Genomic DNA, 17,363 nt, shown 5'->3' on the forward strand with positions numbered 1-17,363 from the left:
GAACTGCGTGTTTTAGGTGTTGACCCGGGTCTGACCCGGTGCGGGCTCGGCGTCGTTGACGTCGCCGCCAACCGCACGGCCACCCTGGTGGGCGTCGGGGTGGTGGGCAGCTCGCATGAATTGAGCCTTGACGCCCGGCTGCTGGTCATCGCGGAAGCGGTTGACCAGTGGCTGGACGCCTTTAAGCCCGATGTTTTGGCCATTGAGCGCGTCTTTGCCCAAACGAACCTGAGCACCGTCATGGGGGTGGCCCAGGTGCAGGGCGCCGTCATGGTGTGTGCCGCCCGGCGCAAGATCCCCGTGGCCATGCACACCCCGTCAGAAGTCAAGGCGGCCGTCACGGGCAATGGGCGCGCCGACAAGGCCAGTGTCACGGCCATGGTCACCCGGCTCCTCCGGCTCTCTGAACCGCCCCGCCCGGCCGACGCCGCCGATGCCCTGGCACTTGCCATCGCCCACGCCTGGCGCAGCGGCGGAGCCGTTTCCGCAGGCCCGGAAAGTTCGACGGCGGCCCAGCAGCTGTGGCGGGATGCCGAGAGCAAGTCGAGGATCAAGAAAAACAAAGAAAAGCCGGGTGCCACCTGGAGCTAGCTGTTAGTACGTATGTTCTATATACTTGGTGTTGTGCAGTGCCCAGCCAGTTCGGTTTTTGTCAGGAGCAGTTCCCATGATTAGTTTTGTCCGTGGCCCCGTGGCCTCGCTTTCCCTGGCCCAGGCCGTCATCGACGTGAACGGGGTGGGGATGCTGGTGCATGCCACCCCGAAAACCCTGGGCGGGCTGCGGCTGGGCGAGGAGGTGCGGCTCACGACTGCCATGATCGTGCGCGAAGATGCCATGACGCTCTACGGCTTTGCCGACGAGCAGGAACGCGAAGTCTTCGACGTCCTGCTCAGTGTCAGCGGCATCGGACCCCGGCTGGCGCTGGCCATTCTTTCCGTTCTGGAACCCGAAAGCATCAGGGTGGGTGTGGACACCGGGGACGGCAAGGTCTTCACCAAGGTCCCGGGTGTGGGCCCCAAAGTGGCAGGCAGGATCGTCCTTGAACTCAAGGGCAAGCTCAAGCCAACAGGTGCGGCGGTGGCATCCGCTCCTGCGGTTGCCGCGATGGAATGGAAGGACCAGGTGGTGGCGGCCATGACAAGCCTGGGCTGGAACGAAAGGGATGCGCTGAAGGCCATTGACGCTGCCGTGGCGGCCGACCCTGAGCTGGCGGAGGGCGCCAACGTGGCGGCCGTGCTGCGTGCCACGCTGCGCTGGCTCGGCCAGGACAACACGAGGCAAAAGAGCGGTGTGCGGTAGGCGATGGCTGGCACGGAAGATTCAAGCCCCGGCCTGCCGGGGCAAATAAACATCGGCCAGGGAGCGGCACCCGCAGGGCACAGTGCGGCCAGTGAGCTGGCTGCACCCGTGGCGGAGCCGGAGGAGCGCGACCTCGAAGCCGCGCTGCGGCCCAAGAACCTCGACGACTTTGTCGGCCAGGAGCGGGTCCGCAAGCAACTGGCCCTGGTGCTGGCAGCATCCAAAATCCGGGGCCGCAGCGCCGACCACGTGCTGATGTCGGGGCCTCCCGGGCTGGGCAAGACAACCCTGGCCATGATCGTGGCCGCTGAAATGAACGCGCCATTGCGCATCAGCTCCGGCCCCGCCATCCAGCACGCCGGGGACCTCGCCGCCATTTTGTCTTCGCTCTCCGAGGGCGAGGTGCTGTTCCTGGACGAAATCCACCGCATGTCCAGGCCCGCCGAGGAAATGCTGTACATGGCCATGGAGGATTTCCGGGTTGACATCATTGTGGGCAAGGGGGCCGGAGCAACGGCCATTCCGCTGGAACTGCCGTCCTTCACCCTCGTGGGCGCCACGACCCGCGCGGGGCTGCTGCCCGGCCCGCTGCGCGACCGCTTTGGTTTTACCGGCCACCTGGAATTTTATTCAGTGGGCGAGCTGGAACTTGTCCTGCGCCGGTCCGCGGGCATGATGGACCTGAAGCTGACAAGTGCCGGTTTTGCCGAAATTGCCGGCCGGTCGCGGGGGACACCCCGTATTGCCAACCGGCTGCTGCGCCGCGTGCGCGACTGGGCGCTGGTGCACGGCGTGGAAACCATTGATGCCCGCACGGCATCGTCGGCACTCGACATGTACGAGGTCGACGCCAAGGGCCTGGACCGCCTGGACAGGTCAGTGCTTGAAGCCCTCGTCAAGAAATTCAACGGCGGGCCAGTGGGCCTTTCGACACTCGCCATCGCCGTCGGGGAGGAACCTGAAACCGTTGAGACAGTGGCCGAACCGTTCCTGGTGCGCGAAGGGCTGCTGGGCAGGACCCCGCGGGGGCGCATCGCCCTGCCGGCGGCCTGGGAGCACCTGGGCCTGAAGATGCCCGGAAACGCCGTGGCTGCGGCGATGCTGCCCTTCGACGAGGAAGACCGGGACGCCTAGCAGCCCCGTTCCGTCCGGCAGATGCGTCCCGCCATCGGCCCCGTCCCTGGGGCATATCCGTCCCGCCTGCCGATCCGTGCCGCTGGCAGCCCGTTCCATGGGCTGAATCAGCCCGTCTGGTGGATTCAGCTATGGGCGGCAAAATAATTTTGAAACCGCCCGGGTTCCGGCCTTTTTTGGGCGATTTTGCGGCAATCCATGCAATGGTGGCCTTCTTTGGGCCGTTTCCCATGCCGCATTCAGCTTTACCCTCTAGACTGGTATGACGTCCGGCACGTTCACTTCGTGCCAGGGCACCATACTTACTTAATCGAATGGAACCCAGCTGTGTCCCTCAGCAGTACTCTGGCCGCCGAAACCGCCCCCCAGGCAGGTTTGTTGAGCCCCATGAACCTCCTTTTGTTTGCGATGTTTGCGCTGCTCATCATCATGATGGTCCGCAAGCAAAAGAAAACCAAGGCTGCAGCCCAGGAACAGCGTTCCAAGTTGGCTCCCGGGGTTGAGATGATGACGAACTTTGGCCTCTTTGGCAAGGTGCTCTCCATCGACGAAGAAGAGAACAAGATTCTCCTTGAAATCTCCCCCGGCACCACCGCCACCGTGCACCGCCAGACTGTTGCCAAGATCATCGAGCCCAAGGACGGGGAAGCCGTTGTTCCCGATGATGCTTCGTCATTGACCTTGGGGCTGGAAAAGCGGAGCGACGATGGCGAATCCGTGGAGGATTCCCTGGAGCGCCTGAAGAACGAAAACAACAAAGACAACTAGCCTTATCCGGGTTGGCGGCTGCTGTGCCTGAAAAGTTTCGGGCGCGGCAGCATTGCCATGTTCACAACACCCGTGATCAATAGAAGGATCCCTTGATGGCACGAACCGGCCCGACGTCGACAGCCCGCAGAACTCTTCTGTGGCTTGCGGCGATCATCATTGCATGCACCCTGGCAGTAGGTGGCGGCGTCATGGCCGGGGCTGCCACCTGGGCGCCGAAACTTGGGCTTGACCTCGAGGGCGGAACCCAGATGATTCTGGCGCCCAAGGTTGAAGGCGCCGGGAACATCACGCCCGAACAGTTGGACCAGGCCGTCTCAATCATCCGTCAGCGTGTTGACGGTTCCGGTGTGTCGGAAGCACAGATTGCCACCGAGGGCGGGCGCAACGTTGTTGTGAGCATGCCCGGCAAGCCCACGGACGAAGAGCGCAACCTCATCAAGGCCTCGGCCAACATGAACTTCCGCCCCGTCATTACGGCAACGCAGGGGCCGTCGGGGGCAGTGCCGGAAGCCGACAGGACACCTGAAGCCGAGCTTCCCGTGCCGACGGCCGCACCCGCCAACGCCAGCGACCCCAACTGGGTTGATGCTGCGCTGATGAAGCAGTTCGAAGCCACCAGCTGCATCGCGCCGCTGACGGAGCGGCCCACGACCTCCGACGCGGACAAGCCGCTCGTGAGCTGTGAGCCCGGTTCCGGTGTCAAGTACATTCTCGGTCCGGTGGAAGTTCCCGGCAAATGGATCAAGACTGCTTCCTACGGCCTGCAGGCCGGCGCGCAGGGTGCCACCACCAACGAATGGTCGGTGCAGCTGACACTGCAGAAGCCCGACGGCGCACAGGCCTTCAAGGCTGTCACGCAGCGGTTGAACGCCAAGTACCTGGCCAACCCCGATGACCCGCAGTCGCGTTTTGCCATCGTGCTCGACGACAGCGTCATTTCAGCCCCGGCGTCCATGGCAGTCATCACCGACGGCCAGTCCTCCATCACCGGACAGTTCACCGAGGACAGCGCCAAGGCCCTGTCCGACCAGCTGAAATTCGGTTCCCTGCCCATCAGCTTCGAGATTCAAAGCGAAGTCCAGATTTCGGCAACCCTCGGTTTGCAGCAGCTTGAAATGGGTGTGATGGCCGGTTTGATCGGCCTGCTCCTCGTTGTCATCTACTCGCTGTTCCAGTACCGTGCCCTGGGTTTTGTCACCATCCTTTCCCTTGTCATTGCCGGTGCCATCACCTACCTGGCCATCATCCTGCTCGGCTGGGCTGAAAACTACCGGCTCTCGCTGGCCGGTGTGGCGGGCATCATCGTCGCCATCGGCCAGACGGCCGACTCGTTTATTGTCTACTTTGAACGTGTCAGGGACGAGTTGCGCGACGGCCGCGGCCTTGTGGCCGCCGTCGAAAACGGCTGGGCGCGTGCCCGGCGCACGATCCTGGCGTCCAAGGCAGTCAACATCCTGGCCTCCCTGGTGCTGTACTTCGTGTCAGTTGGCAGCGTCAAGGGCTTTGCCTTCACCCTCGGCCTGACAGCCGTGGCCGACCTTATGGTTGTCTTCATGTTCACCCACCCAGCCCTGCAGTTGCTGGCACGGACCAAGTTCTTCGGCGAGGGCCACGCCTTCTCCGGCCTTGACCCGAAGCAGCTTGGCGCCATCCCGCTGTACCGCGGCGCCGGCCGCCTGCGCACGCCGGGAGAGACCATGGAAGTAGTGAAGGGCAAGAACGCCCGCGCCGCAGGCGAAGCAGAACGCCGCCAAACCATTGCCGAACGCCGCCTCGCGGCCAAGGAAAATGAAATGGCCGGCAGCAGGGGTGGCGGGGCTGCAAAGTCCGAGTCAAGTGACGACTCCAAGGAGAGCAAGTAATGAAGAGTTTCGCCACTTTTGGCAATGAACTGTACACCGGTGAACGGTCCTACGAGTTCATTGAAAAACGCAAGATCTGGTTCAGCATTGCCGGCGTTGCCGTGCTCCTGTCCATCCTGATCCCCTTGCTGGGCGGCGGGTTCAACTTCGGCATTGACTTCCGCGGCGGCTCCCAGTTCACCATTTCCCAGGTCGCCCACACCGATGTGACCATCGGCGAGGGCGCTGTGGAGGAGGCGGCGCCCGGCACGGCGGCAGTCGTCACCAACATCGCCGCCAACACCATGCAGGTGCAGACCGACAAGCTCAGCGACGACCAGACCCTGAAGGTCAAGGATGCGCTGAAGGCGGCCTACGGCGTGACGGAGGACCACATCGCCTCCACCTTCGTGGGACCGAGCTGGGGCCAGGACGTGTCCCGCCAGGCCATCATCGGCTTCTTTGTGTTCGTGTTCCTTGCCACCATCTTGATGGCCCTGTACTTCAGGACCTGGCGGATGTCGATTGCCGCCATGGTCGGCCTGCTCGTTGTCATGGTGGTGACGGCGGGAGTCTACGCGGCATCCAACTTTGAGGTCACGCCGTCGGCCATCATCGGCTTCCTGACGATTTTGAGCTACTCCCTGTACGACACCGTGGTGGTGTTTGACAAGATCCGAGAAAATACGGCGGACATCACCAAGTCCACGCGGCGCACGTTCGCCCAGGAAGTGAACCTGGCCGTCAACCAGACCCTTGTGCGCTCCATCAACACCATGATGGTTGCCGTGCTGCCGGTGGGCTCCATCTTGTTCATCGGTGCCTTCCTGCTCGGCGCAGGCACCCTGCGCGACCTGTCGCTGGCGTTGTTCATCGGCATCATCGTCAGCACCTTCTCCACCATCTTCGTGGCGGCCCCCATGTACTCATGGCTGCGCGAGCGGGAACCGGAATTGGCCAAGCAGGCCAAGAAGGTCCAGCAGCACAAGGCGGCTGAAACGGTCGACGCCGTCTAGCACCCACGTGCCCAGCCCGCCTGGGTGTTGGGAAGGCCGGGGTCGGATGCCATGCATCCGGCCCCGGTTTTGTTTTGGTCAAATTTGCCGCCCGCGCACCTTAGACTGGATTAATGCCCCGGAATGGGGGCGCATGATGAGCAAGTGCGTGAGGGAGGCAATGCGTTGAACGATCAATCGCCCTCGCATGAGATCATGACTGAGAACAACAGCACAACAGGCCCCGGCACTGGAGCCGGGGGCAGCCGCCCGGCCGAGCCCAGGCCCACTTTTCCCGGACGCCGTGAACGCACCAGATCCCGGCTTGCCCGGCTGACCGGATGGTCGCACGAAAACTATTCACCCATCCTGGAGCCCTTGCTGCGCATTGTGCGGGCCAGGAACCCCAAGGAAGACTTCGACCTGATCCAGCGGGCCTTTGCCGTCGCCGAAAAATACCATGAGGGCCAAAAACGCAAGAGTGGCGACCCGTACATCACCCACCCCGTCGCCGTTGCCACAATACTTGCCGACATGGGCATGACCGGGAGCACCCTGGCCGCCGCACTCCTGCATGACACGGTCGAAGACACCCCGTACACGCTGGCCGAGCTGGAACGTGATTTTGGCACCGAGATCATGATGCTCGTCGACGGCGTCACCAAGCTCGACAAGGTCGAATTTGGTGCTGCAGCCCAGGCCGAAACTGTGCGAAAAATGGTCATCGCCATGGCCAAGGACATACGGGTGCTTGTTATCAAGCTGGCCGACAGGCTGCACAACGCACGCACCTGGCGTTTTGTCTCGGCATCCTCCTCGGGCAAGAAAGCCCGGGAGACCCTCGACATTTTTGCCCCGCTGGCCCACCGCCTCGGCATGAACGCCATGAAGTGGGAACTTGAGGAGCTCTCCTTCGCCGCACTGTATCCCAAGGTGTACGAAGAAATCGTGCGGATGGTCCAGGACCGGTCGCCCGAGCGGGAAAAGCAGCTGAGCATCATCCGGCGCGAGATTGTCGAAATGCTGCGGGTCTCCAAGCTCAAGGCCGACGTCACCGGCAGGCCCAAGCACTACTATTCCATTTATCAAAAAATGGTCGTGCGCAACAAGGACTTTGACGACATCAACGACCTCATCGGGGTCCGCATCCTGGTTGACACGGTGGGTGACTGTTATGCCGCACTGGGCCAAGTCCACGCCCTGTGGAGTCCGCTCGTCGGCCGGTTCAAGGACTACATTGCGCTGCCAAAGTTCAATATGTACCAGTCGCTGCACACCACCGTGGTGGGACCCGGCGGGAAGCTTGTCGAGATCCAGATCCGCACCCTTGAAATGCACCAGCGGGCAGAATACGGTGTGGCCGCCCACTGGAAGTACAAGACAGGCAACAAGGCTCCCGCCAGTCTCCAGGAGGACATGAACTGGCTGCGGACCCTCGTCGACTGGCAGCAGGAAACCAGTGATCCCAACGAGTTCCTGGAGTCCCTGCGCTATGAAATGAACACCAAGGAAGTGTATGTCTACACTCCCAAGGGACAGGTGATTGCCCTTCCTGAAGGGTCAACCCCTGTCGATTTTGCCTATTCCGTGCACACGGAGGTGGGCAACCGGACCATAGGTGCCCGTGTCAACGGCAAGTTGGTGCCGCTGAACAGCGAACTGGCGCACGGCGACACGGTGGAGATCTTCACCAACAAGGCAGAAGGCGCCGGGCCAAGCCAGGACTGGCAAAAGTTTGTCAAGAGCGCCCGTGCCCGCAACAAGATACGCCAGTGGTTCTCCAAGGAACGCCGCGACGAGTCCATTGAAAAGGGCAAGGACCTGCTGACCAAGGCGATGCGCAAGCAAAACCTGCCGTTGCAAAAGATGATGACCCATGACGCGCTGATGGCCGTCAGTGAGCACTTCCACTACGTTGACATTGCCGGGCTGTATGCCGCCGTCGGCGACGGCCACACCTCCGCCCAGTCAGTCGTCGAGCGCCTCCGCGAGCTGCTGGGGGTCAATGACGACATCGTGGACGCGCCGGCGCCGCTGGAGACGCACGTGCCCAGCGCCCGTTCGCGCGTGTCCGATTCCGGCGTCATCGTCCACGGCGTCGAGGATGTGCTCGTGAAGTTGGCCCGGTGCTGCACACCGGTGCCGCCGGATCCCATTGAGGGTTTCGTCACCAAGGGCTCGGGCATTTCCGTGCACCGCCAGGACTGCCCCAACCTGCTGAACCTGAAAAGGGAGCCCGACAAGCTCGTTGAGGTGGAATGGGCGCCCACCCAGTCAGGGGTGTTCCTCGTGGAGATTTCGGTGCAGGCCCTCGACCGCAAGAACCTGCTCTCGGATGTGACACGGGTATTGTCCGAAAGCCATGTGAACATCCTGGCGGCCAGCGTGAACACCTCGAGCGACCGTGTGGCCATCTCGAAGTTCGCCTTCGAGATGGGCGACCCCAAGTACCTGGACCACGTCTTGAATGCCGTCCGGCGGGTCGACGGCGTCTTCGACGTCTACCGGTCAACCGGGTCCCACCGCCGCGCCTAGGACGCTGCTGATTAATTTGGGTGGTTAAGGCGCGCCTCCGTGGTTTTTGGTGGGAGTCGTTAAGACTTGATACATGCAGGGTATTGAGGTCGCGCAGCGCGGATTTTTGGATGTGGAGGCATTGGCTGGGGAGTTGCTGGCCCCGGGCAGTGCCTTCGCGTTTTTGGCGGAGCATCGGGGCCGGTTGTTTCCGGATTCAATGATGGAGGACTTGTTTCCCTCCCGCCGCGGACGCCCCTCGGTGCCGGCGTCGGTGATTGGTTCGGTCTTGGTGCTGCAGGCGTTGGAAGGCCTCTCGGACCGGGGCACGGCCGAGGCATTGACGTACGATCTGCGGTGGAAGGCAGCCTGTGGGTACGGGTTGAACGAGACCGCGTTCCACCACACCACGTTGACGTATTGGCGCAAACGCCTGGCGACAAGTGAGCGTCCGCACCGGATCACCGAGGCCGTTTTCGAGATCATTCAGGAAACTGGTGTGTTGGCTGGTAAACGCCGCCGCGCCCTGGATTCCACCGTGTTGGATGATGCGGTGGCCAGGCAAGACACCATCACGCAGTTGATAGCCGGCATCCGCCGCTTCGGCCGTGACGTCCCTGATGGGGCCACGTTGCTGGCAACCCATGCCACCGGCTATGACTACACCCGTGCGGGAAAGCCGGATATCGCCTGGGATGACCGGGACGCGAAAGACGCTTTGGTTTCGGCCCTGGTCACCGACGCCCTGGCGCTACTCGGCGCGGTTGATCCGGAAGCCTTGGAGGGCAAGGCCCATGAGAGCTATGCGTTATTGGCCTTGATCGCTGGCCAGGATGTGGAACCGGGCGAGGGCTCCGATGGTACAGACGGGCGGTGGCGGATTGCCCGGCGCGTGGCTAAGGACCGGATCATTTCCATTGTTGACCCCGAAGCCAGGCACGCCCACAAGTCCCGGGCGGCCTTGCGGGACGGGTACAAGGCCCACATCGTGGCAGAGCCTGAAACGGGCTTCACTAACGCTGCCATCACCAAGGCCAGCGGGGCTGGCTCTGGTGACGCCGAGGCCGGCATCACCCTGCTCGCTACAGATCCTTCCCTTCCCGCCACCGCTGATGACAACACCACTGGTGGCGACCAACCCCGTGCTGTTGGGGATGGTGGGGGTGAGGATATTCAAGTTCTCGGGGATTCTGCCTACGGTTCCGGAGACATGCTTGAAGCCCTGGAAACTGCCGGGCACCAAGCCGTGGTGAAGCCCAAGCCGTTGCGCCCGGCCGTGCCCGGGGGCTACCTCCTGGATGACTTCGCCTACGACCCGGAGAACGGGACGCTGACCTGCCCGAACAAGGTCGTACGGAGGATCAGCCCGAAGGGAAACGTGAACTTTGGGGCAGCCTGCAAGGAGTGTCCTTTGCGGGATATCTGCACGAAAGCGAAGAAGGGCCGCAAGGTTGTCATTACCGAACATCACGGACGCCAACGCGCCCACCGGGCCGCCGCGAAGGACCCGGACTTCCAGCATGACTACCGGAAATACCGGCCCATGATCGAGCGCGGCGTCGCCTGGCTCGTCGCGGGAAACAACCGGCGCCTGCGCTACATCGGCGTTGTGAAGAACCATGCCTGGATCCAGGCCCGCATTGCCGGATTGAACCTGAAACGACTCCTGAACTTAGGCCTGACCGCCAATAATGAGGGCTGGTCCCTGGCCCAATAAGGAGTCAGGGGAGCCAGCCCCAGACACCGCCTGCAGTGGCGATCAGATCCCGCCTCAGCGGCCATGAAGGCACCACGAAACCAAGAAACCTGTCCCGAGAAAACCCGCCACCAACGCAGAAATGGCCGGCCCGGATGCCAAAACATCCGAACCAGCCACCCAAATAGCGCTTAGTTCAGCAACGTCCTAGCCGGCCTGTCCCACCGGCGGGTGCATTCCAGAAGTGCGACGGCGTCGCCAGTCCCTGCAGCGAGGTGCCGGTTTGCGGGGACCTTGCCACTTGTGCCGGTTTCCCAAATTAGGGTTGGAACGAATGTGGCAAGGTTCCGTCCATCATGCTCTGCAGCAATGCCTCGCCCCTGCGCTTGCCGGGAACATGCGTTGCGGCGTGGAGTGCCTGACGGATCCGTCCGGACGCCAAGTGTAGCGACGGCTGGCGAATCATCGTCGCCAGCACCGACCGTGCCAGAGGTTCAGGGGCGCTCCTTGCCACATCCAAGGCTGTGCGCAGCGGGCTCGTGACGGGCACGCCGCCAATGCTTTGCACGTCGAAGCGATCAAAATACACCTGGCGCACGGTGCAGCCGCTGAACAGTGGAAGGGATGCGCTGTTGCCGTCATTGTCGAGCAGCAGGGCAATCACCTGTGGCAGGGGAGCGCAACCGTACACCCAGGCGGCCGACAGTTGTCCCAGGGCGGCCCGCTGCGTCAAGGCGGCGGGGATGTGGTGCTGCAATGCCGCAGCCCGGAGAACTGGGGTCTCATCCACGGCGGCCGGGCGGAACGCCTCGCCGATGACCTGGGCCAGCACGCCGTCAAGTTTCATGGCATGCAGTTCGGCGAGGATGAACTGGGCGCCGGGGACAACAAGTGCAGCCGCGGCCAAGGGGGAGTCGGTCATGAACCAAGACTGCACCTTGGCCGGGGCAACAAAAAGGCCTCCGGCACGGATTGTGGACAACCCGGGCCGGAGGCCCCGCAAAACTGCTGCTTGACTAGGAGAAGTCTGCTGCAGCCTTCTGGATTTGCTCCAGCCACAGCTCACGGGCCGCGAGAGCTTCAGTCGCCTTGGCGACCTTGCGGGCGTCCCCGGCCTTCTGTGCCTTCTCGAGGTCTTCCTGCAACCCGGCAATGGTGGCTTCGAGCTGGCTCAGGGCACTGCTGGTGCGTGCCTTGGCTTCCGGGTCGCTGCGGCGCCAGTTGTCCTCGTCGGCGGCGCGGACAGCGTCCTCAACCTTGCGCAGGCCGGCCTCCACCCGCTGCATGTCGTCGCGGGGAACCTTGCCGGCTTCCTCCCAGCGGTCGCGGATGCCCTGCAGCGCCTTCTTGGCGGTGTTGAGATCCTTGACCGGCAGCAGTGCCTGTGCCTCGGCAATCAAGGCTTCCTTGACAACCAGGTTGGCGCCGAACTCCTCATCGAGGGCGTTGTTGGCGGACTGGCGGGCGGCAAAGAATTTGTCCTGGGCGCCGCGGAAACGGGCCCACAGGGCGTCGTCGTCCTTGCGGCTGGCCCGGGGTGAGCTCTTCCACTGGTCCATCAGCCGGCGGTACTCCCCGGCGGCAAAGCCCCACTCAGTTGACGTGGACAGTTCCTCGGCAGCCGTGATCAAGGCTTCCTTGGCTGTCTTCGCAGCAGCATTGTTGTTGTCAAGCTGCGAGAAGTATGCGCGGCGGTGGCGGTCGAAGACCGTCCGTGCGCTGCGGAACCGCTTCCACAGTCCCTCTTCAGTCGCACGGCCCAGGCGCATCCCCGACTTTTGAGCCTGCTTCCAGAACTCAAAGAGTTCGTTCATGCGGGCGCTGCTGACCTTCCACTGAATGGCGGCGGGGTCTTCAGCGGCAATGCCTTCGGCTTCTGCCACAATCGCTTCACGGGCTGCCAGTTCAACAGTGCGGGCGGCGTCGTGGGAGGCGCGCTCAGCGCCGGCCAGCGCCTTGATGTTGTTCTCGAGCGTGGCGAGTCGGGCCACGGCTGCGTTGACGTCGCCAACCGAGGTGCGTTCGGCAAGCTGCTCGCGCAGGTGCCCAACCGTCTTGTTCATGTCGGTCGTGGGGGCCTTGGCCTCAACACGTGCCTCGAGCAGGGCCACCTGGGCGAGGATGTCCTCGAATTTGCGCGCAAAGTAGGCCAGGGCCTCATCCTTGCTGGCACCCGGGTACTGCCCCACAGGGAACTCTTCACCATCCAGGAGCAGGAAAACGTGTCCGTCGTCCTCGGCCCGGCCAAACTTGGCGGCTTCGGCCAGGTTCACTGCCGGGGCAGCGACAGCTGCTGCAGCTGCCGGTGTGGGCGCGGCGGCGGCCGGAGCCTTGGGCCGGGCGGCAAACGCGGCCGGTGAAGGGGCCGCGGCAGGGGATGCTGCAGGCGCGGGGGCCGGAACGGATGGCTGCGCTGGGGCAGCAGGCTCCGGCGTCGAGCTTTCCTGTGCTGGTGTTGCCGGCACTGTAGTCGTGTCTTGCTCTGTGGTTGAAGCAGGCTCAGTGGCTGAGGCTGTCTCTGTTACAGGGGCAAGTGTTTCGTCGGATTCTTGACTGTGTGTCACCGCTAAAAATCTTTCGCTGGTTGGATACTGGCAGATGATGCAGACGGAGCTGGCCGGGCCCGTCATGGTGCTTTTCCCTTGTGGGCAAGCTAATGCCGAGCGGGGAAGGCCGGGTGAATATTATTTGAGCTGCAACGAGTCTATCGTCACCTTGGTCTTGGGTGCACCGTCAGTGCTCCCGCCCTCGATCCCGTCCTTGGCAATTGCCGTGACGGCGTCAAGGCCGCTGGTGACCTTGCCAACAATCGTGTAGCCGCCTTCCTGCTGGCCAAGGACCGTGTCCTTGAACGTGATGAAGAACTGGGTGCCGTTGGAATATGTGGTGTTGGCGCGGGCCACAGCTATGGTTCCGGCCGGGTATTTGCCGTCGGCCGGGGTGTTCTCCACCGGACCCCACTGGTAGGCGGGATCGCCGGCGCCGTCGCCCTTGAGCGAGCCGCACTGCAGGACCCCGAAGTCGGGCGCGTCGGCAAGCCGGTGGCAGTTCTTTCCGGCCAGGAAGCCGGTGTCGGCCAGGGACTTGAACACTGCGGCGGCCTGCGGGGCCTTGGTGCCATCCAGCTCCACACCCAGCGGCTGGCCGTTCAGGGTCAGCGTGCCGGTGAACGTCTTGCCCGCGGCCGTGTCGGCCTTCGGGACGGTCGGGCTGTTGGTGCCGGCCGCGCTGGGCTCCGCCGAGGCGCCTTGACTGGCCTCGGGAGCCGCGGCCCCGTCGCCGTCGTCCTTGGGTGTGAACACTGTCAGGGCCAGGACAACGGCAATGACGAGGGCAGCGCCAATGGCGACGAAGGCGATCAGGTTGTCCCGCTTGCGCCGCTGCAATTGCTCCACATGCAGCGCCTGATTGGCCTCCATGCGTGCAATGCGTGACCTTGACTCCCGGCTGGACTTATTGCTGTTGACCAACTGTGCCTCTCCTTCAAAACTGGCGGTATGTTCACCCGGCACAGTTTCACTCGGGCGGGGTAGGTTAGGGGTGGTCCGCCAAACCTTATAAAATGGCGGACGGTGTCAGTTTACCCATGGATCGTCCGCACGGCGGCGAGCATGACAAGGCAAGCCGGACCCGATCACGTTTACCCGTCCCGCCGCATCCTGCTTTAACCATGGATCCGGTGCATGTTAGGAGAGCAACACCCATGGCACGCAAAGCCTCCTTGTCAGGTTTTCCCGAATGGCTTCCCGAGGAACGGCTGGTGGAACAGCACGTGCTTGACACGCTGCGGCGCACCTTTGAACTCCACGGCTTCGGTTCCATCGAGACGCGGGCCGTGGAAACCGTTGGCCACCTGCTCCGCAAGGGTGAGATCGACAAGGAGGTCTACGGGCTCTCCCGCCTGCAGGACGACGACGGCAACACCGCCACGGCCGCCAAGAACGACCCCAACGCGCTGGCCCTGCACTTTGACCTGACAGTCCCCTTTGCCCGTTACGTGGTGGAGAACGCCGGGCACCTGTCCTTCCCGTTCCGCCGCTACCAGATCCAGAAGGTGTGGCGCGGCGAGCGTCCCCAGGACGGCCGCTTCCGCGAGTTCACCCAGGCTGACATCGATGTGGTGGCCGACGGCGTCCTGCCCTTCCGCTATGACGTGGAACTGGCGCTGGTGATCGCCGAGGCGCTCTCCGCCCTGCCGATTCCCGCGTTCAAGCTGCGCATCAACAACCGCAAGCTGGCGGAGGGCTTCTACCGTGGCATCGGCCTGACCGACACGGCCGGCGTGCTGCGCAGCATCGACAAGCTCGAAAAGATCGGTGCCGAGAAGGTTGCGGAGCTGCTCAAGACCGAGCTGGGTGCCACCGACGAGCAGGCCGCCAAGGCCCTGGCCCTGGCCTCCATCCGCACGGAAGACACCTCCTTCGTTGCCGCCGTGCGCGCCCTGGGCGTGAGCGACGAGCTCATGGAGGAAGGCCTGAACGAACTGGAACAGGTCATCGCAGCAGCAGTGAAGAGTGCACCCGGTTCCGTTGTGGCCGACCTCTCCATCGCCCGCGGCCTCGACTACTACACAGGCACCGTCTATGAAACTGTGCTCGTGGGCCACGAGGCGCTGGGCTCCATTTGCTCCGGCGGCCGTTACGACGCACTTGCGTCGAAGGGCAACCGCAAGTTCCCCGGTGTCGGCCTGTCCGTCGGCGTCACCCGGCTGGTGGCCCGCATCCTGGGCCAGGAATTCGCCAAGGCCTCCCGCAGCGTCCCCACCGCGGTGCTTGTCACCCTGGCCGACGAAGACAGCTGGTCGGGCGCCCAGGACGTGGCTGGAGCGCTGCGTGCCCGCGGCATTTCCACCGAGGTCGCCGCGAAGGCCGACAAGTTCGGCAAGCAGATCAAGTACGCCGACAACCGCGGCATCCCCTACGTCTGGTTCACCGATGGGAACGGCGCCCACCAGGTCAAGGACATCCGCTCCGGCGACCAGCTTGCAGCCGACCCCACCACATGGATGCCGCCGCTGGAAGACCTGACGCCGCAGATCATCAGGGCGTAGGACCGGACCGCCGCGGTTGTGGGCCCGGCCGGACCTCTCGGAGCGGGGATGGATTTCCACGCACGGTCCGAGGGACGAGGAACGGGCGAGAAATCTTACTGCCCGCGAGAGAGGTCCAGCCGGGCCCGCCTGCAGTGGCCGCGGTGCCAGCGGTGCGGGCTGCGTCCGTGTGAATCACCGGTAAACTTCTTGACAGACTCATTTTTCGGCCCGGACCGGGCTGTTCACCACGATTGAAAGGAATGCTGTGCTGCGCACACATGACCTGGGCTCACTGCGGGCCGAACACATTGGCCAAACCGTCATCCTCTCGGGGTGGGTTGCCCGCCGCCGCGACCATGGCGGCGTCGCCTTCCTCGACCTGCGCGACGCCTCGGGCGTGTCGCAGATTGTGGTGCGTGAGGAAGAAGTCTTCCACGCCCTGCGCAACGAGTTTGTCCTGCAGATCACCGGCACGGTTTCCCGCCGCCCCGAAGGCAACGAAAACCCGGGCCTCGCCACAGGTGAGATCGAGGTCATGGCCGATGACGTCGTCGTGCTTAACGAAGCAGCGCCCCTGCCGTTCCAGGTGGACGAGCATGTGGAGGTCGGTGAGGAAGCTCGCCTGAAGCACCGCTACCTCGACCTGCGCCGCCCGGGCATGCAGCGCAACCTGCGCCTGCGCTCCGAGGCGAACCGTGTGGCCCGCAACCTGCTGCACGAGCAGGGCTACACCGAGATCGAGACCCCCACGCTGACGCGTTCGACGCCGGAAGGCGCCCGTGACTTTGTGGTGCCCGCACGCCTGGCCCCCGGTTCCTGGTACGCGCTGCCGCAGTCCCCGCAGCTGTTCAAGCAGCTCCTGCAGGTGGGTGGATTTGAGAAGTACTACCAGATCGCCCGTTGCTACCGTGACGAAGATTTCCGTGCGGACCGCCAGCCGGAGTTCACGCAGTTGGACATTGAGGCCAGCTTCGTTGACCAGGATGACATTATCGCCCTGGGCGAGAAGGTTGTTTCCGAGCTGTGGAAGCTGATCGACGTCGAGATTCCGCTGCCGATCCAGCGCATGACCTACCGCGACGCCATGGCCCGCTTCGGCTCCGACAAGCCGGATCTGCGGTTCGGCCTGGAACTGACCGAGATGACGGAGTTCTTCAAGGACACCGGGTTCGGCGTGTTCAAGGCTCCTTACGTTGGTGCCGTTGTCATGCCCGGTGGTGCCTCACAGCCCCGCCGCCAGCTCGACGCCTGGCAGGAATGGGCCAAGCAGCGCGGCGCCAAGGGCCTCGCGTACGTTTTGGTCAAGGAGGAGGGTGAGTTGACAGGTCCGGTTGCCAAGAACCTCAACGACACCGAGCGTGCCGGCCTGGCCGACGCCGTTGGCGCCAAGCCCGGCGACTGCATCTTCTTCGCCGCCGGCGACGTCACCACGTCGCGCGCGCTCTTGGGTGCTGCCCGTGTTGAAATCGGCCACCGCACCGGCCTGATCGACCCCAAGGACTGGGCCTTCGTCTGGATTGTTGACGCGCCCATGTTCGAACCCACCAGTGTTGCAGTTGGTTCCGGCGACGTGGCCCTGGGCCACAGCGCCTGGACGGCAGTGCACCACGCGTTCACTTCGCCCAAGCCCGAGTTCATGGACAACTTCGACACCGATCCGGGCAACGCGCTGGCTTACGCCTACGACATCGTCTGCAACGGCAACGAAATCGGTGGCGGTTCCATCCGTATCCACCGCCGCGACGTGCAGGAGCGCGTGTTCGCTGTCATGGGCATCTCCGAGGCTGAGGCCGACGAGAAGTTCGGCTTCCTGCTGGACGGTTTCAAGTTCGGCGCCCCGCCCCATGGCGGCATTGCCATCGGTTGGGACCGTGCCGTGTCACTGCTGGCCGGTGTTGACTCCATCCGCGACGTCATTGCGTTCCCGAAGTCCGGCGGTGGCTACGACCCGATGACCGAGGCGCCCGCCCCGATCACGGCGCAGCAGCGCAAGGAAGCCGGCGTGGACTTCAAGCCCGAAGCCAAGCCTGAGGCTGGCGACAAGTAGCACCCGTTGAAGGCCGGTCTCCCCATCCGGGAG

Annotated in this window: 13 protein-coding genes; 10 read left to right on the forward strand and 3 right to left on the reverse strand. The window is 63.7% G+C overall.

Annotation, left to right across the window (positions count from 1 at the left end; all coding sequences use genetic code 11):
- Positions 1-3 precede the first annotated feature (3 nt).
- The 8 genes from ruvC (at position 4) to AC1L6K_RS11825 (ending at position 10,272) form a co-directional block, all read left to right on the forward strand.
- Positions 4-591, forward strand: coding sequence for a crossover junction endodeoxyribonuclease RuvC (gene ruvC / locus AC1L6K_RS11790; RefSeq protein WP_480952753.1), 588 nt, complete (start codon positions 4-6; stop codon positions 589-591).
- A 76-nt stretch (positions 592-667) separates the two neighbouring features.
- Positions 668-1,300: a Holliday junction branch migration protein RuvA gene (ruvA, locus tag AC1L6K_RS11795; RefSeq protein ID WP_480949064.1), complete on the forward strand. Its 633-nt coding sequence runs from the start codon at positions 668-670 to the stop codon at positions 1,298-1,300.
- Positions 1,301-1,303: 3 nt separating this feature from the next.
- Complete coding sequence (gene ruvB / locus AC1L6K_RS11800; protein WP_480949065.1) at positions 1,304-2,434, forward strand: Holliday junction branch migration DNA helicase RuvB; 1,131 nt, start codon at positions 1,304-1,306, stop codon at positions 2,432-2,434.
- A 327-nt stretch (positions 2,435-2,761) separates the two neighbouring features.
- Positions 2,762-3,202 carry a preprotein translocase subunit YajC gene (gene yajC / locus AC1L6K_RS11805; RefSeq protein WP_480949066.1) on the forward strand — a complete coding sequence of 147 codons (441 nt, stop codon included), beginning with the start codon at positions 2,762-2,764 and terminating at the stop codon, positions 3,200-3,202.
- A gap of 95 nt (positions 3,203-3,297) precedes the next feature.
- Positions 3,298-5,067, forward strand: coding sequence for a protein translocase subunit SecD (gene secD / locus AC1L6K_RS11810; protein ID WP_480949067.1), 1,770 nt, complete (start codon positions 3,298-3,300; stop codon positions 5,065-5,067).
- Positions 5,067-6,062 (forward strand): protein translocase subunit SecF, encoded by a 996-nt coding sequence (secF, locus tag AC1L6K_RS11815; RefSeq protein ID WP_480949068.1) that lies wholly within the window; start codon positions 5,067-5,069, stop codon positions 6,060-6,062. Before secD ends, secF begins: the two co-directional genes overlap by 1 nt.
- 195 nt (positions 6,063-6,257) lie before the next feature.
- Positions 6,258-8,576: a RelA/SpoT family protein gene (locus AC1L6K_RS11820; protein ID WP_480949069.1), complete on the forward strand. Its 2,319-nt coding sequence runs from the start codon at positions 6,258-6,260 to the stop codon at positions 8,574-8,576.
- Between the two features lie 73 nt (positions 8,577-8,649).
- A complete protein-coding gene (locus AC1L6K_RS11825; RefSeq protein WP_480949070.1) occupies positions 8,650-10,272 on the forward strand; it encodes an IS1182 family transposase in 1,623 nt (540 codons plus the stop codon).
- Positions 10,273-10,570: 298 nt separating this feature from the next.
- On the opposite strand, the gene AC1L6K_RS11830 is transcribed toward AC1L6K_RS11825, so the two are convergent.
- From AC1L6K_RS11830 to AC1L6K_RS11840, 3 genes are all read right to left on the reverse strand, one after another.
- On the reverse strand, positions 10,571-11,173 hold the full coding sequence (locus AC1L6K_RS11830) for a hypothetical protein (RefSeq protein ID WP_480949071.1): 603 nt from the start codon (positions 11,171-11,173) through the stop codon (positions 10,571-10,573).
- Positions 11,174-11,267: 94 nt separating this feature from the next.
- Positions 11,268-12,815 carry a DUF349 domain-containing protein gene (locus AC1L6K_RS11835; RefSeq protein WP_480949072.1) on the reverse strand — a complete coding sequence of 516 codons (1,548 nt, stop codon included), beginning with the start codon at positions 12,813-12,815 and terminating at the stop codon, positions 11,268-11,270.
- A 120-nt stretch (positions 12,816-12,935) separates the two neighbouring features.
- Positions 12,936-13,721, reverse strand: a complete 786-nt coding sequence (locus AC1L6K_RS11840; RefSeq protein ID WP_480949073.1) for a peptidylprolyl isomerase — start codon at positions 13,719-13,721, stop codon at positions 12,936-12,938.
- Positions 13,722-13,954: 233 nt separating this feature from the next.
- Between AC1L6K_RS11840 and hisS the strand changes: the two genes are divergently transcribed.
- The gene (hisS, locus tag AC1L6K_RS11845; protein ID WP_480949074.1) at positions 13,955-15,301 is read left to right on the forward strand and encodes a histidine--tRNA ligase; all 1,347 of its coding nucleotides are present in this window, start codon (positions 13,955-13,957) and stop codon (positions 15,299-15,301) included.
- A 247-nt stretch (positions 15,302-15,548) separates the two neighbouring features.
- A complete protein-coding gene (aspS, locus tag AC1L6K_RS11850) occupies positions 15,549-17,330 on the forward strand; it encodes an aspartate--tRNA ligase (protein ID WP_480949075.1) in 1,782 nt (593 codons plus the stop codon).
- Positions 17,331-17,363 lie beyond the last annotated feature (33 nt).

It is taken from the genome of Specibacter sp. BI4 (genome assembly GCF_056680095.1).